The organism is Deinococcus aquaedulcis (assembly GCF_019693445.1).
GTDB lineage: Bacteria > Deinococcota > Deinococci > Deinococcales > Deinococcaceae > Deinococcus > Deinococcus aquaedulcis.
In genome coordinates, this window is record NZ_JAHRBL010000009.1 from 15,938 (window position 1) to 37,769 (window position 21,832).

A 21,832-nucleotide genomic window follows, 5' to 3' on the forward strand; every position below is an offset into this window, starting at 1 on the left:
AGCCCCGACCGCTTTCTTTTTCCGCTCCCCCTGTGACCCCCAACACGAGACTGTTTTCTTTCCCCACCCTTTTTGCTCTGGGAGGCAACGTGCGCAACAACCCTTCGGTGCTCAAGACGCTCGCGGCGCTGGCGCTGGCTCTGCTCAGCCCGGCCCACGCCGCAGGCACACCCGCCGGAACGGTGATTGAAAACCAGGCCGTCCTGGAATTCACCCCGGAAGGCGGCCCGCCCACCTCGATTCCGACCCCGCCCGTCACGACTGTGGTGCAGCCGATCTGCGCCGTGAGCGTGGTGCCCAGCGGCACCGTGGCCCAGCCGGGCCAGAGCTTCACCGTGCTGCCCGGCGAGAGCGCAACCCTGCGCTACACCCTGACCAACGCGGGCAACGCCGTCAACACGGTGGGCCTGCGCACGGCCGTGGAGGGCGCTTCGCAGTTCACGCCCGGCGGCCTGGGCATCCGCGCCGACACCAACGGTAACGGCCAGCTGGACGACAGCGACGCGGCCGTGCAGAGCGTGACCCTGGCGGCCGACGCCAGCACCACCCTGTTCGTGCCGGCCACCACGGCCGCCAGCAACCGGGGCGACGCCTTCGTCAACCTGATTGCCAGCTGCGCCACGAATACCTCGGGGCGCCCCGGCGAGACCGATGACGACAACGTGGGCCGCATTCGCGTGAGCGAGCCGCCCGAGCTGACGCTGACCAAGACCTTCAGCCCGGTGAGCCCCATCTTTACCCAGAGCCTGAAGCCCCAGGCGGTGGGCACTGTGCCCGAAGTGCGCCCCGGCGAGATCACCGAAGTGACCCTGGTCGCCCGCAACACCGGCGCCGGGGCCTCGCGCCCGGTCACGGTCACCGACTTCCTGAACACGCCCGAGATGCGCGACTTCGTGTTTATCAGCGGCAGCGCGCGCGTGCTGGGCAGCGGGGTGCTGGAATACAGCGCCGACGGCACCACCTGGACGGGCACGGAGACCAGCCCCGTGGCCGCCATCCGCGTGCGTACCGAGAGCCTGGGGCCCGGCGAGACGCTGACCCTGACCTTCCGCCTACGCGCGCCCGAGGCCACGGGCACCCGGCGCAACGTGGGCCTGCTGCGCAGCGGTGACATTGCCGTGGACGCCCCGGCCGACATCACTGTGCGCTACACCCCCGCCATCGCCCTGGGGCCCATTGGCAACCCGCAGGCGCTGCCGGGCGGCGAGCTCAGCGAGGACGACAAGCAGACCAAGCAGAACGCCCTGATCGGTCAGGAGGTCTGCTTCCCGCACACCGTGCAGAACCTGGGTGACCGCCCCGACACCATCACCATCACCGGGCGCGCCGTGCGCGGGCAGGCCACCATCCGCTTCACCGAGCGCGACGGCACGCCCATCACCGAGCCCTTCCGGGTGCCGGACCTGGCCCCGCAGGCCACCAAGGACTTCAACGCCTGCTACCTGATCCGGGGCGGCAATGTCAGCTCCGCGCTGGAAGACCTGCGCATTGAGCTGCGCGCCCAGAGCAGCCGGGGTGCCCCCGACAACCTGACCATTGACGTGGTGCTGAGCGTGGCCCAGAACCTGCTGAGCCCGGTCAAGACCGGCAGCGCGGGCAGCGGCCTCGTGGCCCCGGGCCAGGAGATCACCTACACCCTGAGCTTTACCAACGCCCAGAACTTCGCCCTGACGGGCGTGGTGATCCGCGACAACCTGCGTAACCTGCGCATTCTGGATGCGGGCGGCAACCTGATCCGCACCGACGCGCTGGAGTTCATCAGCGCCGACCAGGGCGGGGTGCTGGAAGGCGAGACAGTAGTGTGGCGCTTTGCCCGCCTGAACCCCGGCGAGGCCGTGACCCTGAACCTGCGCACCCGCGTGCCCCAGAGCACCCCCGACGGCGCCCTGGCCGTGAACACCTTCACCGTGGTCAGCAACGAGGTGCCCACGCCCACGGAATCGAACCCCGTACAAAACGGCGTGTTCAACCAGGCCAACCTCACGATGGTCAAGACCAGCAGCCCCGAGCAGGTCGCCTACGGCCAGACCATCACCTACACCTTCACGGTGACCAACCGCAGCACCACGGCCGCCCTGCAGACCATCCGCGTGCAGGACACCCTGCCGGCGGGCCTGGTGTACATCGAGGGCAGCAGCCGCCTGAACGGCACGCCGATTGTGCCGACCGTCTCGGGGCGCACCTACGTCTGGGAAATTCCGGGGCTGGCCCCGGGCGCCAGCGCCGTGATCACCTTCGACGCCGAAGTGACGCCGGAGGCCGGCACCCAGATCCGCAACAGCGCCATCGCCACGGCCATCAGCAACAACGGCCAGACCCAGACGCCGGTCAGCAGCGCCGTGAACCGCATTGATCCGCTGATCTTCGGGCGCAACACCGCCGACGTGGTGGGCTACGTGTTCCTGGATACCAACCGCAACGGCATCTACGACCGGGGCACCGACATTCCCTACCAGAACGCCCGGGTGATTCTGGCCGGTGGCCGCATCGCGCTGACCGACGCCCAGGGCCGCTACCACTTCCGCAACCTCGTGGAGGGCACCCACGCCCTGCGTCTGGACCCCAACTCGGTGTGGGCCCAGAACCTCAGCGTGCCCCAGGATGCGGGGCGCCCCGGCAGCCGCCTGGTGTACGTGCGTGGCCTCACCAGCGTGGACTTCCCGCTGGCCCCCGACTACGGCGAGATTGCCGTGATCCGCGACACCACCCTGCGCGTGGCGGCCGGTCTGCCCCTGCAGACCCCGCAGACCCTGACCATCCGCAAGCAGGTGTTTGCGGGCGAGATGGCCGGCGAGTACCGCGTGCAGCTGATCCTGAGCAGCAGCGCCGACCTGAACGCCGTGCGCATTGACGATCCGCTGCCGGCCGGCGCCGAGCTGATTGACGGCCAGAACGTCCTGACCTACGACATCCTGCCGGGTGGCGAGCGAGCGGTGACCTACCGCTTCCGCTGGACCGGCGACCCCAAGGGCGCCGTCACCGACCCGACGGCGAGCTGGAGGTACTGAGTGAAACGCGCCATCACCACCCTGACGGCGGCCCTCCTCGGCTCGGCCGCAGCGCAGGAAATCGCCACCTCTCTTCCCCTGACCTCGGTGGGCAACAAGCTCATGTGGACCGTGGGCGACCAGGACCTGCGCCTGATTGTGGGGCTCAGCTCCCGCGTGCAGCTGGACGTCTACGGCGCCCAGTTCGACCCCGCCGACTATCGCACCCCCGACCAGTACGGCGACGAGAACTACGACACGGGCAAGCCCAAGGCCCCGGTCAGCTCCACCTTCACGCTGGTGAACGCCGCCGGCGAGGTCGTCAAGCAGCAGGACTTCGGCGTGGGTGCCCAGGACTGGCAGACCTTCCTGAACAGCGACCTGCCCGCCGGCACCTACACCCTGAAGGTGCGCACCCAGGGCAACGGCAAGAACACCTTCGCCTTCCGCCTGACCTCGGTGAGCGCGGCGGTGGAAGCCGATCACCTGAACGTCACCATTCGCTCCAACGACTGGGTGCCGGCGCTGAACGTGTACAACCCCGGCGGCCCCATGGGCATCCGCCTGTACGACGGTGACGGCGAGAGCGAGCTGCAGGGCGAGCTGCGCGACGCCCAGGGCAACGCCTACCCGGTCAAGATCAGCGGCGAACTGCAGTGGACCGATGTGGCCGTGCCCGAGGGCGCCGGTAACTACACCCTGTACCTGCGCCAGCCCCAGAAGACCTACCAGTGGTCGAACTCGGTGGGCTTTGAGCTGAGCACCGGCCCCATCAAGATCGTCACGGCCGACACCACGGGCCGCCTGGAGATTCAGGCCGAACTGGTGCTGCCGGACGAAACGCTGCCCACCCAGGCCACCGTGACTGTGGGCGAGCAGACCTACAACGTGAACGGCGCCGCTGGCCCCTTCACCCTGCCCGCCAAGGAATACCCGGTGAGCGCCGAGCCGATCACCGGCGCCGAGGTGACGGTCAACGCCCCCAGCGCCACCGTGGTCAAGGGCCAGACGGCGCGTGTGGCCGTGCAGGTGAGGCCCAGCGTGGACCTGAGCTTCACCGCCGACAAGCCCGAAGTGTGTGTGGGCGACGTGGTGACCTTCACCGCCCGTGCCCAGACCGCCTTCGAGCGCCAGCCGCTGCCCGCCACTCTGCGCGTGGCGCTGCCGGCCGGCTTTACCGCCAACGGGGAGACCACCGCCACCGCCCGCGTGGACGCGGCCAACCCCGGCGTCCTGACCTTTGAGGCCAAGGCCGAAGCGGCGGGCGGCGGCGAGGCCCGCGCCACCCTGGCTCCGTGGAACCAGACCCAGACCCTGGGCGTGCGCGTGCTGCCCACCGCCACGCAGATTGAGTTGCGCCGCGCCGAGCTGAGCCCCACCCTGGCCGGTGAAACGGTGACGGTGACGCTGAGCCTGAAAAACACCTCCGGGGTGAGCGCCCCCTACACCCTGAACGACGACCCCGGCGCTGCCCTGGAGGCCCTGGACCCCACCACCTTCAGCGGCGAACTGGCCCCCGGTGAGGAAAAGGTCCTGACCTACCGCGCCCGCGTGAAGGGGGACGGCGGCAGCGAAGGCCAGCTGAAAGCCACCCTGAGCAGCAGCTGCGAGAGCCAGCAGGTGGTGGGCGGCGTGCTGCGGGTGCAGACCCCGCCTGCCCCGGCCCCCACCCCGGTGGTCACCCAGACCCGCCAGAGCACGGTGCGCATTCCCTTCGACGTGCCCAGCACCCGGGGCGCCAATCAAGTCATCGTGGCGCACCAGCCCCCGGCGGGCAGCACCTACGTGCCCGGCAGCAGCCAGCTGAGTGGCCGCCCCCTGGCCGACCCGCAGGTGGGCCCCAGCGGCAAGTTCTACTGGACCACCCCCGGCGCCCCGCGCGGCGTGCTGACCTACACGGTTACCCACGAGGGCGCCCTGCCCGCGCTGGCCAGCCCCACCCTGGTGGGCAAGTCGGCAGGCGGCCTGACGGTGCTGGTGGGCGAGGGCAACCTCGACGACCTGGGGGGCCTGCGCCCCGCCGTGGACACCCAGGCCGCCGCCACCGAAAACGACGGCGCCCTGAAACTGCCGCTGGACGGCACGGTGTTCCGCGAGCGTGACCGCATTACCGTGGCGCTGGAAAGCCCCGCCGACAGCACGGCCCTGCCGCTGGTGAACGGCGTGCCGGTGGACCCCGCCACCCTGGGCCGCAAGAGCGTGGACGCCGAGCGCGGTACCCAGCGCCAGGAGTTCTACGGCATAGGGCTGCGCACCGGCGAAAACACCATCACTTTCGGGGACCAGACGGTGCGCGTGTTCCTGGCCGGCACCCCGGTGAACGCCGAACTGAAGGCCGAGCAACTGGTGGCCGACGGCGTGACCCCGCTGCGCATTGGGATTCGCCTGCTGGACGCCTCGGGCCTGACCACCGCCAGCAGCAACGTGACGGTGCAGACCAGCCTGGAACCGGCCCAGGGCGACGCCCAGCCCAGCGTGGCCAGTTATCAGGTGAAACTGGTGGACGGCGAGGGCGTGCTGGAACTGGAACCCCAGAGCGTGCCCGGCCGCTTCGACGTGAGCGTGCGCTTGGGCGACCGGGTGATCACCAAGGCCTTTGAAGCGCTGCCCAGCACCACCCGCGTGGGTATTGGCATGGTCAGTGCTGGCGTGCTGCTGGGCAGCGGCGGCGTGGCGGCTGGCGAAGCGCGCGGCGCCGCGTATCTGGAAACCCCGATTGGCGAGGGCAAGCTGTACGTGGCCGCCAACGGCGCCGTGGTGGCCGACCGCACCGCCGCCGGGCAGACCACCGTGCGCCAGGACACCGCCCACGCCCTGCCCACCACCAGCACCCTGGAGCGCTACCCCAACTACGGCGACAGCAGCACCGAAACCATGCCCCTCCAGGGCATTGACCCGGTGGCCGCCCGCTACGAGCACCCCGCTTTCAGCGTGAGCTACCGCCAGGCCCCGGTGCCGGTGGACGTGTTCAGCGTCGGGATCAACGCCACCACCCTCAGCGGCTTTACCCGCAGCAATCCGCAGGTGTCGGGCTTCGTGGCGGCGCTGCCGGGCGACCTCGTGCGCCGGACCATCGCCCCCAACGGCCTGCGCACCCTGCCGCTGGGCCAGGGCAACTTGCAGCGCGACAGCGAGAGCGTGGAACTCGTCAGCATTAACCCGCTCACCGGCGCCGAGGAACTTGTGCGGCCCCTGGTGCGCCTGCAGGACTACACCCTGGACGCGGCGTCGGGCGTGCTGTACTTCCAGCGCCCGCTGGACTTGGTCGACGCAGAGGGCCGCGAACTGCGCGTGCGCCTCAGCTACCGCCTGAATGACCCGCTGGGGGCACGCAAGCTGGCCTGGGGCGTGCAGGTGGGCGCCCGCGTGGGCGAGAACGCCCGCATTGGCGCCGCCGCCGTGAACCTGGACGGCGTAACCAGCATCGGCGTGCGGGCCCGCTACGCCACCGACACGGCCCGCGCCGATCTGCTGGCCGCCTACGCGGGCGGGGGCGTGCTGGTGAACGGCAGCGCCAGCCTGACCGGCGAGCGCTTCAGCGTGAATGCCTCGGCGCACTACCAGGACAGCAGCTACCGGGGCCTGAACGCCGCCGCGCCCGGCCTGGGCGTGAGCGCCGACGCCACCTACGAGGTCACAGACCGCTTCGCGGTGAACGCCCGCGCCGCCTACACCCGCACCCCGGGCACCGGGGGCGCACCCGAGACCACGACCGGCCACGCCGACCTGCGCGGGCTGTACTCCTTCTCGCCCTTTACGCTGGGCGCGGGCGTGCGCGTGGGCCTGGGCGCCGAGCAGGGCGTGGCGGGCATTCTGAGCGCCGGTTACACCCAGGGCGCCCTGAGCGTGACCGCCGAGCACGTGCAGCCGTTCAGTGGCAACTTGGACCCCACCAGCACCCTCAAGGCCAGTGTGCCCCTGGGCGAGAACCTCACCCTAACGGCGCGCGACGAGATCAACTGGGAAGACGGCCACCGCGCCAGCCTGGGCCTGCAGGCCAAGATGGGCATGACCAACGTGGCCGTGAACTACGACCTGCCCGGCGCCGACGGCTGGGGCAACCGCGCCCGCTTTGGCGTGGACACCCAGCTGCCCCTGAATGACACCACCACCGTCGGTCTGAACGGCAGCTATATCCTGGATCTGGACGGCGACACCCAGAACGAGGGCGGCTGGAACGCGGGCGTGGCCCTGCGCTACAAGACCGAGCGCCTGAGCGGTACGCTGGCCGCCGACGCCGCCAACACCGCCGGCAAGTTCAGCGTGGGCCTGAAGGCCGGCGCCAGCTACAGCGTGAACGACCAGCTGACCCTGGCCGCCGACGCCCATCAGGTCTTCGGCGCAGGCGCGGGCCGCCACTACGCGGCCTCGGCGGCGCTGCGCGCGGGGCCCTGGCAGGGCCTGGCGTACGTGCGCTACAAGGACGGCGCGCTGGCCGGCGGCACCCCCGAACTGATCGGGGAGGTGAACGCCGAGTACCACACGCCCCAGTACGCCCTGCGCGGCGGGCTGGCCGGACGCAGCCTGCTGGCCCAGCCCGGCAGCGCCACCTACCAGGCCTCGCTGAGCGGCACCTACTACGTCACTGACCGCCTGGGTCTGGGTCTGGCAGGACGCGCCCTGTTCCAGCCCGCCACCAACTCCACCCTGAGCAGCGTGGGCCTGGAAGCCAGTTACCGCGCCTTGCCGGGCACCTGGGTCACGCTGGGCTACAACCCCGTGGGCTTCAGCGGCATTGGCACGAATATCTACACCCGCCAGGGCCTGTACCTGCGCCTGGACCTGATGCTGGACGACAACCAGCCCAATGGCGTGAACCTCGCCGCCCCGGCCGAGGTCGCGCCCACCACCGAGGAGGGCCGCTGATGCCCCTGCACACCTGGACTCGCGCCCTGCGGGGCGTCCTGGCCCTGGGCCTGCTGGGCAGCAGCGCCGCCCTGGCCCAGGTCACGGCGACCACGACCACCCCCACCCCGGGCACCTGCACCGCCAGCGCGCCCTTCGTGCAGAGCTTTAACACCCGCGCCGCCCTGGCCGAGGTGAAAAACCACCGCTACATCAACGACGGGGATAGCGACGACAACGACGACGCCGCCACCGTCACGAACACGGACGGCACCTATACCCTGTGGGACGACATCAACCGTTCGGGCAGCGGCTTTGCGCTGTACATGAACATCGCCAACTTTGAGGGCAAGAACGGCGGTACCCTGACCACCCCGGGCCTGCTGTACGAGCAGCGCATCAACGTGCCTGCTGGCGCCAGCCTCAGCTACGAGAACTGGGTGCGCAGCCACTCCAACACCGCCACCCAGCTGCGCTACGTGTTCCGCGACAGCGGCGGCGCGGTGCTGCAGCAGACCGACGGCGCCCTGGTGACCACCGCCTACACGCTGCAGACGGTGCCCACCTTTACCAGCCCCGGTACCCAGGTCACGCTGCAGATCTACACCCTGAAAGACGGCACCAGTGCCGACACCAACGTGCTGAAGCTGGACGACCTGAAGCTGACCTGCCCGGTGCCCGCCAAGCCCAGCCTGACCATCACCAAGAGCAACAACGGGCCCTGGGTGGCCGGCCAGAGTGGCGCCAGCTACACCTTGAACGTGCAGAACACCGGCAACGCCCCCACCAGCGGCACAGTCACCGTGCGCGACCTGCTGCCCACGGGCGTGAGCACGCCCGCCTCCTTTACCCCGGCCAGCGGCTGGACCTGCACGACCAGCGGCCAGAACGTGACCTGCACCAGCAGTAGTGTCCTGGCGGCCGGCGCCAGCGTCAGCCTGCCCTTCCCAGTGACCCTGGCGGGGACCCTGTCCGGCTCCATCACCAACAAGGCCAGTGTGGGCGGCGGCGGCGACCCCGACCCCACCCCCGATCCCAGCAGCTGCACGGCCACGGGCGGGCAGTGCGCGGTGTCCACCACCACGGTGACACCGCCCACGGCGCAGCCCACCTGCCAGCAGGTGTACGCCCTGGCCGCCCCGGGCAGCAGCACCGACGGCACCGAAATCCGGCTGCTGGACGTGACCACCAACACGGTGGGTACCCTGATCGCCACCCTGCCGGGCGGCGGCACCTCGGCCACGCTGGCCATCTCGGCCGATGCCAAGCGCTTCTTCACGGCCACGGACGACGGCCGCCTGCGCGTGTACGACACCGTGACCAAGACGTGGTTCAGCGGCGGCGTGTTCAGCGGGATTTCCGGGCGCTTGGTGCGCATGGCCGTGACCAGCACGGGCATTGGCTACGCCATGGACTCGGGCGCGAACTTCTGGCGCTTCGAGACCAGCGGCGCCTACGCAGTCACCCTGCTGGGCAAGGTCACCTCCACCAGCAGCGGCGCGCCCAGCTTCCTCGACAACGGCGACTTCTTTGCCGACAACACCGGCAAGCTGTACATGGTGAGCGCCGCCACTGGCTCGGGCAGCATTGACCTGTGGCTGATTACCCCCGGCGCCAGCGTGACCGCCGAGTACCTGGGCCGCCTGAGCAACCCGTCCGAGGGCTCGCAGTTCAACGGCATTGCCGCCAGCCCCAGCGGCATCTATGCCCGCGACAACCAGGGCCGACTGGTCAAGATTGACCTCGTGAACGTGACCTACACCAGTGTGGGCACCAGCGCGCCCGGCTCCACCGACCTCGCCAGCTGCTTCTTCCCCTCGTACGCGCCCAGCCTGAACGTGGTCAAGAGCGTGCGCAAGGTCGCGGGCAGCAGCGGCGACAAGGTGCAGCCCGGCGACACCCTGGAGTACACCATCACGGTGCGCAACAGCGGCACCCTCCCGGCGGGCGGCGTGACCTTCAGTGACGCCCTGCCGGCCGGCACCACCTACGTGGCGGGGAGCGCCCGGGTGAACGGCTTTACCACCACGGTCACGGGCGGGGCCGCCACCAACCTGGGCGGCGCGGCCTACCCCTTCGCCCAGCCTGTGGGCATCTGCAGCCAGAGTGGGGCGGCCTGCACCACCCAGGTGCTGAAGATTGATTCCACCCCGAACACGCTGGACAACGAAGTGGTGGTGACCTTCCGCGTCACCGTTAACAAGCCCTTCACCCTGAACCCGGCCGAGGTGCGCAACGTGGCCGTGGTGCGCTACACCGAGGGTCCCCAGGGCGGTGTGCCCTCCAACGAAGTGGTCACACCCGTCTATCAGGTGAAGCTGAGTGTGAGCAAGACCGTGCAGAACATCACCCGGGGCGGCCCTGTGGGCACCACCTCCAGCGGCAACCCCGGCGACGTACTGGAATACTGCATCGCCACCCGTAACGACGGTAACCTGAGCGCCACCAACATCCTCTTTTCCGACAGCGTGCCCGCCAACACCGCCTTCCGCGTGGGGGCCTACGGCGCCGGGCAGGACATCCGCGTCAGCAGCCCCGCCGGCACCGTGTTCTACACGGCCGCCGCCGACGGCGACCCGGGCCTGCTCAGTGGCGGCAAGGTCAGTGTGAACGGCGGCAGCTTCGTGCTGGCCCCCGCCCAGACCGTGACCTTCTGCTTCCGGGCCACCATTCAGTAACCCCAGCCCCTCACAGATCCGGGCCGCCTGCACCTTGGGCGGCCCGGATTTATCTCTTCTGAAGTCCGGGCGAACGCCCACCGTCTGCCCGGAGAGGCTGGGCCACACTGGCGGCTGTGTTTGGGCCGGTGCAACTGGTGTGGTTCAAAAAAGACCTGCGCGTGCGCGACCACGCCCCCCTGTTTGAAGCGGCGGCGCGCGGCCCGGTGCTGCCCGTGTACATCTACGAGCCGGAACAGGTGCACCACGAGGAATTTGACGGCCACCACCTGCAGTACCTGAACGGCTGCCTGGCCGAACTGGACCTGCGCCTGCGCGCGCTGGGCACGCCGCTGGTGGTGCGGGTGGGCGAGGCGGTGGCGGTGCTGGACGAACTGCGCGAGGCTCACGGCGTGGGGGCGGTGTGGGCCCACGAGGAAACTGGCAACGGCGTGAGCTTTGCCCGTGACCGCCGCGTGCGCGCCTGGGCGCGGGCCCGGGGGCTGCCCCTGCACGAACTGCCGCAAAACGGGGTGGTGCGGCGCCTGAAAAACCGCGACGGCTGGGCCGCCACCTGGGAAGAGCGCCTGGGTGCGCCGCAGGTGCCCGTGCCCCCGGCCCTGCGCGGCACCGACGCCGAGCCCGGCAGCCTGCGCGACCACGCCGACCTGGGGGTGCCCCCCAGCGCCAAGGCCATTCCCCCGGCCGGGCAGGCGTATGCCCACGAGAACCTGCAGTCCTTTCTGACGGTGCGCGGCGTGAACTACATGCGCGAGATGAGCAGCCCCCTGAGCGCCGAGACCAGCTGCTCGCGCCTCAGTGCGCCGCTGGCCTACGGCACGATTTCGCTGCGCGAGGTGCTGCAGGCCACCCGGCAGCGGCTGGCCGACGTGAAGGGCGACCCCGGGGCCGACCCACGCTGGGTGCGCTCGCTGCGGTCCTATGAATCGCGGCTGCACTGGCACTGCCATTTCATGCAGCGGCTGGAATCCGAGCCGGACATGGAGTTTCGCAACCTCAACCGCGCGCTGGACGGCCTGCGGGAGAACGACTGGAACGAGGAGCATTTTGAGCGCTGGTGTGCGGGCCAGACCGGCTTTCCGCTGGTGGACGCCTGCATGCGGCTGCTGCGCGCCACCGGCTGGCTGAACTTTCGCATGCGGGCCATGCTGGTGTCGTTCGCCACGCAGCACCTGTGGCTGCACTGGCGCCGCCCCGGGCTGTTCCTGGCCCGGCAGTGGCTGGACAACGAGCCCGGCATCCACTGGTCGCAGATGCAGATGCAGGGCAGCACCGTGGGGATTAACCGCGTGCGCATTTACTCGCCCACCCGGCAGGCGCGCGAGCAGGACCCGCAGGGCGAATTCATCCGCCGCTGGGTGCCGGAACTGGCCGACGTGCCCGGCGATTTCCTGCACGCGCCCTGGGAGTGGACCGGGGCCACGCGCCTGGCCTACCCGCCGCCCATCGTGGATGAGCACGCAGCCGGACGCCGCGCGCGGGCGCGGATTTACGCCGCGCGCACCTCGCCCGCCTTTGAGGTGGAGGCGCGGCGGATTTACGACCGCCACGGCAGCCGCAAAAAGGCGGTGGTCCGAGCCGAAAGAAAAGCGCAGGGCCTGCCCGAAAAACGCGCCAGCAAAACGCGGCAGACTGCGCAGCAAAGGAGCCACCCCATGTCCGACCAACCTGACCTGTTTGGCCTGAAGCCCACGCCCGACACTCCCAAAGCCATCCTGCCGGCGGGGCTCCCCGAATCCTGGCAGCAGGCGCTGGGGGGCGAATTTGCCGCGCCATACTTTCATGAGCTGAAAGACTTTCTGGTGCACGAGCGCCGCGAGCACCATATTTTTCCCCCTGCCCCCGATGTCTTCAACGCCCTGCGCTTTACGCCGCTGGAAGACGTGAAGGTGCTGATCCTGGGCCAGGACCCCTACCACCGCCCCGGGCAGGCGCACGGCCTGAGTTTCTCGGTGCGCCCCGGCGTGACGATTCCGCCCAGCCTGCGCAACATCTACAAGGAACTGAAAGAGGACATCCCTGGCTTCACCCCGCCCCGCCACGGCTACCTGAAGCACTGGGCCGACCAGGGCATTCTGCTGCTGAACGCCGTCCTGACCGTGCGCGAGGGGCAGGCCAACAGCCACGCGAACAAGGGCTGGGAGCACTTCACGGACGCCGTGATTCGGGCCGTGAACGCCAAGGAGGAACGGGTGGTGTTCGTGCTGTGGGGCGCCTACGCCCGCAAGAAAAAGAAGCTGATCACAGGCCCGCAGCACGTGGTCATCGAGTCCGCCCACCCCAGCCCCCTCAGTGAGGCCAAATTCTTCGGTTCGCGGCCCTTTTCGCAGGTGAACGCGGCCCTGGAAGACGCCGGGCGCGGCACCATTGACTGGCAACTGCCCCAGAAGGCCGAGGAATGACCCCGGAGCGCCGATGAGCAGCCGCACCGATCTGCTGCAGGAGGAATACCTGCGCCGCGAGGGCAACGACCCCAAGGCCTTCCGCTACTTCTGGCCCGATGGCACCCCCTACGAGGACGAGGACGGCATCGCCCGGATCGCCAAGCTGGCGGTGCCACCGGCCTACGAGGGCGTATTCGTCTCGCCCTATCCCGACGCGGAGTTGCAGGCATTTGGCCGCGACGCGGCCGGGCGACTGCAATACCGCTACCACCCGGACTTCGTGCAGGCGGGCGCGCTGAAAAAGTGGCAGCGCCTGACCCGCTTTGCGGGCGCCCTGGGCACCCTGAAAACGGTGACGGGCGCCGACCTGCGCGCCCAGGGCCTGCCGCCGCGCAAGGTGGCCGCCCTGATGACCCGGCTGCTGCATGTGGCCCGCTTCCGGGTGGGCAGCGACGACTACGCGCGCAAGCACAAAACCTACGGCCTCAGCACCCTGCGCCAGCGCCACGTGCAGGTGCAGGGCAGTACTGTGACCTTCCATTTCAAGGGCAAGCACGGCATCACCCAGCACAAGGCCACCACAGACCGCACGCTGGCGGCCAACATCTCGCGCCTGCTGGACCTCCCCGGGCCCTGGCTGTTTCAGACGGTGGACGCGGAGGGCACGCGGCGCCGCATCCGCTCCGGCGAACTGAACGCTTACCTGCGCGAAGTCATTGGCCCCTTTACCGCCAAGGATTTCCGCACCTGGGGCGGCACGCTGCTGGCCGCCGAATTCCTGGCCGAAGCCGGGGTGGCCGACACGGAGCGGCAGGCCCGCAGGACGCTGGTGGAGTGCGTGAAATACGTGGCCAGCGACCTGGGCAACACGCCCGCCGTGACGCGCAGCAGCTATATCTGCCCCGTGATTTTTGACCGTTACCTGGACGGCAAGGTGCTGGACGACTACGAGCCCCGCGCGGCCCGGGGCGAAGCCGCCCTGGACGGCCTAACCCGCAGCGAGGCCGCCCTGAAGCGGCTGCTGGAGAGCGAAAAGACGCTGCGCGTGCCCCGTCCACGCCGCCAGCCGAAAGAGGCCGCGTGACCCAGGGAGGCTGGCCGCGCGCCTTCGCCCGCACGCTGCTGGGGCTGGCGCTGATCGGCGCGGGTGTCAGCCACCTCACCACGCTGCGCCAGGACTTTCAGGCCCAGGTGCCGGACTGGGTGCCGCTGGACAAGGATTTTGTGGTGCTGGCCTCCGGCGTGGTGGAAATCGGCCTGGGCGCCGCCCTGCTGGCCCTGCCCCGCCAGCGGGTCACGGTGGGGTGGGTGGTGGCCGCCTTTTTCGTGGCTATCTTCCCTGGCAACATCTCGCAGTACCTCACCCGCACCGATGCGTTTGGGCTCAACACAGATCAGGCGCGGCTGACCCGCCTGTTTTTTCAGCCGCTGCTGGTGCTGTGGGCCCTGTGGTCCACCGGGGCATGGCCCAGGCCGCGCGCCGGGGGGCGCTGACCAGGCAGACAGGAAGCTGGCTGGTGCCGGCTCATGCTGAGGTGGCATGGACCTCAGCAGTGCCCACGGCCCCTCAGCGCGTGGCGTGCAGCCGCTGCGCCGTGTTCCACACGTAGCGGGCGATCTGCGGCAGCTGCCGCTCTATGTCCGGGCTGTCCACCACATCCGAGCCGTGGTTGAAATAGGCGTAGGCGAAGGTTTCGCCGCCCGGCAGCTGCAGCAGGCCGCTGAGGGTCACCAGCCGCCAGCCGCTGCCCGCCTTGCTGCCCCAGTACCGGTACGTCACCCCTTTGGGTGCGCAGCAACTCTGGGCCAGCAGACGGCGAAACAGGTTGGCACTCTGGGGGCTGAGCCCGCCGCGCAGGTGGAGCCGCGCGACCAGCGAGGCCCACTCGCGCGGGGTGCTGCGGTTTTGCAGCGCCACGTCCAGCTGCGGGCTGTAGGCCGGGCTGCGAAAATAGGCTTCCAGGTCACTCTGCACCCGCTCTGGGCTCAGGCGCAGGCTGGCCTGCACGGCCTGGGCGGCGGCCCCGGCCTGCGCCGCTTCAGGCAGGGTCAGTAGTGTCTGGGCCCAGGACAGGGTGTCTGGGCCGTAGACCTCGGGGATCAGGCCCGCCTGGGCCGCCCACATGGTTTTGGTGGTCACCTGCACGCGCGTGGCGCAGGTGCCAAACCCGCGCGCCGCCGCCTGCAGCCGCTCTGGGCCCACCGCCAGCTGCACGATGTCTGAAGCCGTGTTCTCACTGCTGACCACCATCTGGGTGGCGAGGTCCAGCAGGGTGCGGTTTCCGGGGCGGTAAAACTCAATAGAGCGGTTGCTGGTCGTGACCGCCAAGCGGGTGTTCAGGTTCAGGCGCCCGGCGTCCACATCGCGCAGCGCGGCCCACAGCGTCAGCTGCTTGAAGGTGCTGGCCAGCGGAAACAGGGCGTCCGGCTGGTGCGAGACCACCTTCAGCGGCGCCAGCGTCTTCGGGTCCAGCTGCGCCATGTAAAAGCCCACCTGTCCGGTGGCAAAGGCCGGGGGCACGTAGGGGACGCTCTGGCCGCCCTGGCCCAGCGCACACGGCCCCGCCAGCGGCGGCTCGTACTCGGTCCACGTGTCGGCCGGGTACAGGTCCAGCACCAGCCGCCGCCCCGCCGCGCCCGGCGCCGGGGCCAGCAGGGTCACGTTCAGGCGCAGCGCCTTGCCCTGCAGACTGGTCAGGGTGACCGTCTGGGGGGCCACCACGGCCTGCACGCTGTCGCCGGGCACCTCGAACGTGAAGGTGCTGGCGGGCAGCGCCGCGCCACTCAGCCGCACCCGGACCTCGCCGGGCTGGCGGTCTATGGTCCAGCTCGCGCGGCCGGGCAGGTCGTACACCAGGCGCTGGTACTGCTCGTGCCAGCCCATGCGGGGAGGGGGCGCGCTCTGGGCGGCGGCGGGCCCCGGGGCCCAGAGGGTCAGCCCCAGCAACGCAGGCAGAAGAAAAGGCAGGCGCACGAGCCGCATGATAGGGGGACAGGTCCCGTCTGCTGCGCTGGGTTGCGCGGCCTGTCTCAGGTGCGCTCGGTCAGCCCCGCCCGGTCCAGAGCGGTCACGGTGCGCCCCTGCCACTGGATGAGCCCCAGGCGGTACAGCTCGCCCAGCTTGCGGCTCACGATCTCCGGCACGGTGCCCAGCAGCGCGGCCAGTTCGCTGTTGGTGGGTAGGGGGTGGGGCAGGGCGCAGGCCAGCAGATAGGTGCACAGACGCTCGCCCACCCCGCTCAGCACCAGGGCTTCCAGGCGGCGCTGGCTGTCGGCCGCGCGCCGGGCAAGGTGGCGAAGGGCCGAGGCCGCCAGCGCCGGGTCACGCGTGACCTCACGCGTCAGGGCCAGGGCGGGTAGGGTCAGCAGGAGGGTGGGCGTCAGCGCCTGTGCGTGCGCGGTCTGCGCCTGCCCGCCCAGCGCTGCCGCCAGTTCTACCGGCTGGTGCGCGCCGTCCAGCCGCAGGGTCAGTTCGCGCCCGCCCGCGCCCACCACGTACACCCGCACGCTCCCGTCGGCCACGATGAAGAGGGTGTCCACGGGGTCGCCCACACGGAACAGGGGCTGGCCCCGGGCCAGGGTCAGCGGCGCGGCCTGCCCCGCCAGCGCGGCCAGGGTGCCCGGGGCCGCCCCCGAAAACGGCGGGGTGCGGCGCAGCAGGCTCAGGGCGTCGGGCACGGGGCCATGCTGGCACAGGGCGCTGGCGCGAAGAAGCGCGTGTCGGTCAACGGCGGTGGCATGGGCGCCGTGGAGGGGCGCGGTCCGTCCCAGAGTGGAACGGGCCGTCACGCTCAGCGGAAAAAGGCGCGGTTGAACTCGGCGGCGTCCCGGTGGGCTTCGGGCAGGTCTGGGGCGAAGAAGATGGCCCCGACAGGGCACGCGACCGCGCAGGCCCCGCAGTGGATGCATTCGTCCGGGTCGATCACGAACTGCTCGCCAGCGTCGTGAATGCAGGCCACCGGGCACACCTGCACGCAGGCCCCGTCGCGAACCCCGGCACACCGCGAAGTGATCACGTAGCTCATGCGCCCCAGCCTGCCGCGCCCGGGCGACCCCGGCCATGACTTTGGTCAAGGCGGGGCCGCAGGGTGAATGGCAGAGCCCAGCCCGGGTTCGTTAAGCTGCCCGTATGCCTCCTGCCGACGCGGGCCCCGACCCCTCGCCCAACGGCGCCGGGCTGGCCGAGGCGGTGCTGGGCGTCACCGATACGCTAGTGGTGGTGCTGGACCCGGCCGGGCGCGTGGTGCGCTTCAACCCGGCCTGCGAGCGCCTGACAGGCCTGACTTTCGAGGAGGTGCGTGGGCAGGTGCTGTGGCCCTTTGTGCTGGCGCCCGAGGAAGTGGCCGGGGTCACGGCGGCCTTCGCGGCGCTGACAGCGGGGGATTTCCCAGGGCGATACGAGAACCACTGGCGGGCGGCGTCCGGCGAGCGGCGCTACATCCTCTGGTCGAATACCGCCCTGCTGGACCCGGCCGGCGAGGTGGCGCTGGTGGTGGCCACCGGCATGGACGTGACCGCCGAGCGGCAGGCCGAGCAGGCCCGCCAGGAAAGCGAGGCGCAGTTCCGGGTGGTGTTCGACCAATCGGCCGACGGACTGGTGCTGCTGGACCCGCACGACCCCCAGGTGCCCTGGCGCATCGTGGACTGCAACGCGGCGTTCTGCGCCATGAACGGCTACGCCCGCGAGGAACTGCTGGGCCAGTCCATCGACCTGCTGCACCCCGAACCGCTGATGGCGCGCCGTGGCCCAGAACTGCTGGCCTGGATTCGCGCCCAGCAGCCGGTCCACGGCGAGGGTGAGCACCGCCACAAAGATGGGCATGTGTTCCCCGTGGAAACCGCCAGCAGCACCGTGCTGGTGGGCGGGCGCGAACATGTGCTGGGCCAGGACCGCGACATCTCCGGGCGGCGTCAGGCGCAGGCGCAACTCGAAGCCCTGGCCGAACGCCTCGCCTTTGAAGCGCAGCACGACGCCCTGACTGGCCTGCCCAACCGCGCGCGGCTGCTGGACCGTCTGGCCCTGGAGCTGCGCCGCGCCGAGCGCACGGGCCGCGCCGTGGCGGTGATGTTCATTGACCTGGACGGCTTCAAGCGGGTGAACGACACCCTGGGTCACGCGGCGGGCGACGCCCTGCTGCGCGAGGTGGCCGCCCGGCTGCAGGCGTGCGTGCGCCCCAGCGACACCGTAGCCCGGCTGGGCGGCGACGAGTTCGTGGCGGTGGTCTCCGATCTGGAGAGCCCTCAGGACGCCGCGCGGGTGGCGGGGCGGCTGCAGGCGGCCCTGGCCCCGCCCGTGGTGCTGGGCGGCACCCCCCTGAGCGTGCGCAGTTCGCTGGGCATTGCGCTGCACCCCCCCGACAGCGCCGTGCCCGACGATCTGCTGCGGCAGGCCGACATGGCGATGTACCAGGCCAAGCGGGAAGGCAAGAACGCCACGCGCTTTTTTGCGCCCACCCTGGACACCGCCGCCCACACCCAGCTGCGCATTGAGGGCCGCCTGCGCCGCGCGCTGGAGGCCCCGGCGGCAGGCGGGCTGCACCTGCACTACCAGCCGCAGGTGGACGCCCGCAGCGGCGCCCCGGTGGGCTTCGAGGCCCTGCTGCGCTGGACCGACGCCGAACTGGGCGCCGTGTCCCCGGCGCGCTTTATTCCGGTGGCCGAGGACTCCGGGCTGATCTCGGCGCTGGGCGCCTGGGTGCTGGACGAGGCCTGCCGGCAGGTGGCCGCCTGGGGGTTGCAGGTGCCGGTGGCGGTGAATGTCTCGCCGCTGGAGGTCTCGCAGGAAGAGTTTCTGGGCACGGTCTACGCCACCCTGCGCCGCCACGGCCTGGGTGGGCCGGCCATCAAGCTGGAACTCACCGAGCGGCTGGCGGTGCGCGACCTGCAGCTGGCGGCGCGGCGCCTCTCGCAGCTGCGGGCGCTGGGCGTGCACCTCTCGCTGGACGATTTCGGCACCGGGCAGTCCTCGGTGTCCACGCTGCTGCACCTGCCAGTGGACGAATTGAAGCTGGACCGCTCCCTGATTCTGGGCGTGGCCGATTCCGCGCTGGACCGGCGGGTGGTGGGCGCGCTGCTGGCCCTGGCACGCGGCCTGAACCTGCGCGTGGTGGTCGAAGGCGTGGAAACCCAGGCCCAGCTGGCCGCCCTGCGCGACCTGGGCTGCGAAACCGTGCAGGGGTACCTGACCGGCCGCCCCGCGCCGCCAGAGGCCCTGGCCAGCGTGGTGGCCCAGGCCCGCTGAGGGCAGTCCTGGGGGCAGCCATTCAAGAGTGGGAGCCGCTTTGAAGTGAGGCGGGAAGGTGCTGAGCGGAAGGTCGGCTGGGACACTGGGCCCACTCACCCGCTGCGGCGCCGCTGTCCGGGTAAGGACACACCGGCTGTGTCGCGTCGCACTCTGTAGAACGCAGAACCTGTTCGCGCCCCTGCGATGACAAGAGTTATGGCATCTCAGCGAAGCGATGGGGAAATCGCTCCATCAGCTGTGAGGGCTCCAACTCAGTGTTCTCCCCGCTTAAAGACAGGACAGACGGCCCCGGTCTCTTCCTGCCAGCTTAGTCCCGGCGCACCACGTCTGCCCCCAGGGCGGCCACGTTGGGCTTGCCGCATAGGGCCAGGGCCAGCCGGAATTCTTCGTGCAGCAGGTCCAGGGTGCGGGCCACGCCGGCCTCGCCCCCGGCGGCCAGTCCCCACAGCGCCGCCCGGCCCAGGAACACGGCGCGGGCGCCCAGGGCCACGGCTTTCAGCACATCGGTACCCCGGGTCACGCCGCCGTCCAGATACACCTCGGTGCGCCCGGCCACCGCGTCCACGATTTCGGGCAGGGCTTCCAGGCTGCTCACGGTGGTGTCCAGCTGGCGCCCCCCGTGGTTGCTGACCCACACGTGTGCGCCGTGGTCGGCAGCCAGCGCGGCGTCTTCAGCGGTCAGAATGCCTTTCAGGACAATAGGCAGCCGGGTCTGGGCGCGCAGCCAGTCCAGGTCATTCCAGGTAAAGGTCTTGTCCACCAAGTGGGCAAAATAGTTCGCCAGTTGCGAGCCGGTGTCGGTTTCCACCCCGGCCAGCCATTCGCGGGGCCCCACGTTGGGCGCGTGCAGGTGGGGCGGCAGGGCAAAGCGGTGGCGCTCATTGTCCTCGCGGCGGCCCAGGTACGGCGCGTCCACGGTAAAGACCAGTGCCCGCGCGCCGCTGGCCTCGGCCCGCTGGATCATGCCCTGGCTCAGCGCCCGGTCGCGGCACAGGTACAGCTGAAACCACAGCCGCCCGCCCGCCGCCTGCCCCACCTCTTCTATGGGCGTGTTGGAAAAGGTGCTCAGGGTCATTACGCTCTGCGCGTGGGCAGCGGCGCGGGCGGTCGCACGTTCGGCCTCGGCGTGGGCCAGGCCGTGAAAGGCGCTGGGGGCAATGCCAATCGGGCTGCGCAGCGGCAACCCCAGCACCTGGGTGGAGGGGTCCACCGTTTCCACATCCACCAGCACGCGCGGGCGTAGCCGCAAGCGGGCGTAGGCCGCGCGGTTCTCGCGCAGGGTGTGCTCGTCGTTGGCGCCGCTGGCGTAGTATTCCAGCGCATTCTGGTCCAGCGCCGCGCGCCCCAGGGTCTCCAGGTCGGCCAGATTGATCGCGGTGTCCAGGCTGAGGGGTACGTCGGCGTGGGGCATGGGTCAGCGTACCGCGTGGGCTTTTCGGGTAGGGCCACGCCTCTCCAGGCCCCAGTGTTACTCTGGTTCATGTCCACCTTCCTCATCCTGGCTTTGCTGATGCTTGTCCCGGTCTGGCTGCTGCGGCGGTGGACCAAGGTTCGCCCGGAGCTGGAGCAGAAGGGAAGGTCGGTGGACCCGCTGACCGGCGCACTGTATGCCGGGGGCCAGAGGCAGGCGCGCGAAGGCCTGAACGACCGCCTGGGCTGAGCGCGGGCCGCCCGGTGCGATGGTAAGCGCCCTGACGGCGACTTCGGGCCCGTGGCCCCATCCTCCCCCCATGCCGCCGCGCCCCCTTCCCGCTGGTCCTGGTCAGGAAAGCGTCTGGGCCTATCCGCGCCCGCCCCGGCTGGAACACACGTCACGCCGACTGCAGGTGTGGCTGGGTGGCATGCTGGTGGCCGACACCACCCAGGGCTTTCGCGTGCTGGAAACCAGCCACCCGCCCACCTATTACCTGCCGCGCGCGGCTTTTGTGGCCGGGGTGCTCTCGCCCGCGCCGGGCCGCAGCGTGTGCGAATGGAAGGGCGAGGCCTCGTACTGGACCCTGAGCATGGGAGGCCGCTGTGAAGTCGCTGCCGGCTGGAGTTACGAGCGCCCCACGCCCGCTTTTGCGCCGCTGGCCAGGGCTGTGGCGGTGTATGCCGGGCGCATGGACGACTGCCGCGTGGACGGCGTGCGTGTAACCCCACAGCCCGGCGGCTTTTATGGCGGCTGGATCACGCCCGATGTGGTGGGGCCCTTCAAGGGCGAACCGGGCACCTGGGGCTGGTAAGGCAAGAGGGCTGGCCGGGGCCTCTGCTGAACCCCTCGCCGCCCTTGCTACCCTGACCCCATGACAGACGCTGCGGTTCGCGCAAAACTCTCGGCCCTGGCTCCGGCGCTGCGGCACTTTCATTCCGCGCTGCTGGACGTGGCCAAGGGCGAATACGAATTCATGCACGGGCCAGTGAAAGGCCCCTTCGAGCTGTATTCCCTGGTGATGAACCACCCGCAGTTTCAGTGGCTGCGCCCCCTGTCGGGCCTGATGGCCACGCTGGACGAGGTGCTGGACGCCAAGGACCAGACCCTCAGCGAGCGGAACATCACGGACGTGCGTCAGGCCCTGGGCCTGCTGTTTGCCGACACTGACACCCGCTTTGCCGACTTCCGGGCCGGGTACGCCCGCGCCCGCAGTGACCACCGCGTGCGCGAGACAGAAAGCAAGTGGCGCGAACTGCTCTCCGGCCACGAGGCCTGAGGCG

Annotated in this window: 14 protein-coding genes; 10 read left to right on the forward strand and 4 right to left on the reverse strand. The window is 70.3% G+C overall.

Annotated elements, in window-relative coordinates; genetic code table 11:
- Positions 1 to 89 precede the first annotated feature (89 nt).
- The 6 genes from KMW22_RS11665 (at position 90) to KMW22_RS11690 (ending at position 14,388) form a co-directional block, all read left to right on the forward strand.
- A complete protein-coding gene (locus tag KMW22_RS11665; RefSeq protein ID WP_221090223.1) occupies positions 90 to 3,008 on the forward strand; it encodes a DUF7933 domain-containing protein in 2,919 nt (972 codons plus the stop codon).
- Positions 3,009 to 7,853, forward strand: coding sequence for a hypothetical protein (locus KMW22_RS11670; RefSeq protein WP_221090224.1), 4,845 nt, complete (start codon positions 3,009 to 3,011; stop codon positions 7,851 to 7,853).
- Positions 7,853 to 10,510, forward strand: coding sequence for a DUF11 domain-containing protein (locus KMW22_RS11675; protein ID WP_221090225.1), 2,658 nt, complete (start codon positions 7,853 to 7,855; stop codon positions 10,508 to 10,510). The genes KMW22_RS11670 and KMW22_RS11675 overlap by 1 nt, the downstream gene beginning before the upstream one ends.
- Positions 10,511 to 10,626: 116 nt before the next feature.
- Positions 10,627 to 12,912: a uracil-DNA glycosylase gene (ung, locus tag KMW22_RS11680; RefSeq protein WP_328774679.1), complete on the forward strand. Its 2,286-nt coding sequence runs from the start codon at positions 10,627 to 10,629 to the stop codon at positions 12,910 to 12,912.
- A gap of 13 nt (positions 12,913 to 12,925) precedes the next feature.
- A complete protein-coding gene (locus KMW22_RS11685) occupies positions 12,926 to 13,978 on the forward strand; it encodes a DNA topoisomerase IB (RefSeq protein ID WP_221090226.1) in 1,053 nt (350 codons plus the stop codon).
- On the forward strand, positions 13,975 to 14,388 hold the full coding sequence (locus KMW22_RS11690) for a DoxX family protein (protein ID WP_221090227.1): 414 nt from the start codon (positions 13,975 to 13,977) through the stop codon (positions 14,386 to 14,388). Before KMW22_RS11685 ends, KMW22_RS11690 begins: the two co-directional genes overlap by 4 nt.
- A 73-nt stretch (positions 14,389 to 14,461) precedes the next feature.
- Here KMW22_RS11690 and KMW22_RS11695 read toward each other — a convergent pair whose 3' ends face one another.
- From KMW22_RS11695 to KMW22_RS11705, 3 genes are all read right to left on the reverse strand, one after another.
- On the reverse strand, positions 14,462 to 15,868 hold the full coding sequence (locus KMW22_RS11695) for a serine hydrolase (protein ID WP_221090228.1): 1,407 nt from the start codon (positions 15,866 to 15,868) through the stop codon (positions 14,462 to 14,464).
- A 56-nt stretch (positions 15,869 to 15,924) separates the two neighbouring features.
- The gene (locus KMW22_RS11700; RefSeq protein ID WP_221090229.1) at positions 15,925 to 16,572 is read right to left on the reverse strand and encodes a Crp/Fnr family transcriptional regulator; all 648 of its coding nucleotides are present in this window, start codon (positions 16,570 to 16,572) and stop codon (positions 15,925 to 15,927) included.
- A gap of 113 nt (positions 16,573 to 16,685) precedes the next feature.
- Positions 16,686 to 16,919, reverse strand: a complete 234-nt coding sequence (locus KMW22_RS11705; RefSeq protein ID WP_221090230.1) for a 4Fe-4S dicluster domain-containing protein — start codon at positions 16,917 to 16,919, stop codon at positions 16,686 to 16,688.
- A gap of 104 nt (positions 16,920 to 17,023) precedes the next feature.
- On the opposite strand from KMW22_RS11705, the gene KMW22_RS11710 reads away from it, so the two are divergent.
- Positions 17,024 to 19,135: a putative bifunctional diguanylate cyclase/phosphodiesterase gene (locus tag KMW22_RS11710; RefSeq protein ID WP_221090231.1), complete on the forward strand. Its 2,112-nt coding sequence runs from the start codon at positions 17,024 to 17,026 to the stop codon at positions 19,133 to 19,135.
- Between the two features lie 310 nt (positions 19,136 to 19,445).
- Here KMW22_RS11710 and KMW22_RS11715 read toward each other — a convergent pair whose 3' ends face one another.
- The gene (locus tag KMW22_RS11715; RefSeq protein WP_221090232.1) at positions 19,446 to 20,549 is read right to left on the reverse strand and encodes an alpha-hydroxy acid oxidase; all 1,104 of its coding nucleotides are present in this window, start codon (positions 20,547 to 20,549) and stop codon (positions 19,446 to 19,448) included.
- 69 nt (positions 20,550 to 20,618) lie between these two features.
- On the opposite strand from KMW22_RS11715, the gene KMW22_RS11720 reads away from it, so the two are divergent.
- The 3 genes from KMW22_RS11720 (at position 20,619) to KMW22_RS11730 (ending at position 21,828) form a co-directional block, all read left to right on the forward strand.
- The gene (locus tag KMW22_RS11720; protein ID WP_221090233.1) at positions 20,619 to 20,798 is read left to right on the forward strand and encodes a hypothetical protein; all 180 of its coding nucleotides are present in this window, start codon (positions 20,619 to 20,621) and stop codon (positions 20,796 to 20,798) included.
- Positions 20,799 to 20,868: 70 nt separating this feature from the next.
- A complete protein-coding gene (locus tag KMW22_RS11725; protein ID WP_221090234.1) occupies positions 20,869 to 21,363 on the forward strand; it encodes a DUF427 domain-containing protein in 495 nt (164 codons plus the stop codon).
- Positions 21,364 to 21,423: 60 nt separating this feature from the next.
- The gene (locus tag KMW22_RS11730; RefSeq protein ID WP_221090235.1) at positions 21,424 to 21,828 is read left to right on the forward strand and encodes a hypothetical protein; all 405 of its coding nucleotides are present in this window, start codon (positions 21,424 to 21,426) and stop codon (positions 21,826 to 21,828) included.
- Positions 21,829 to 21,832: the final 4 nt, after the last annotated feature.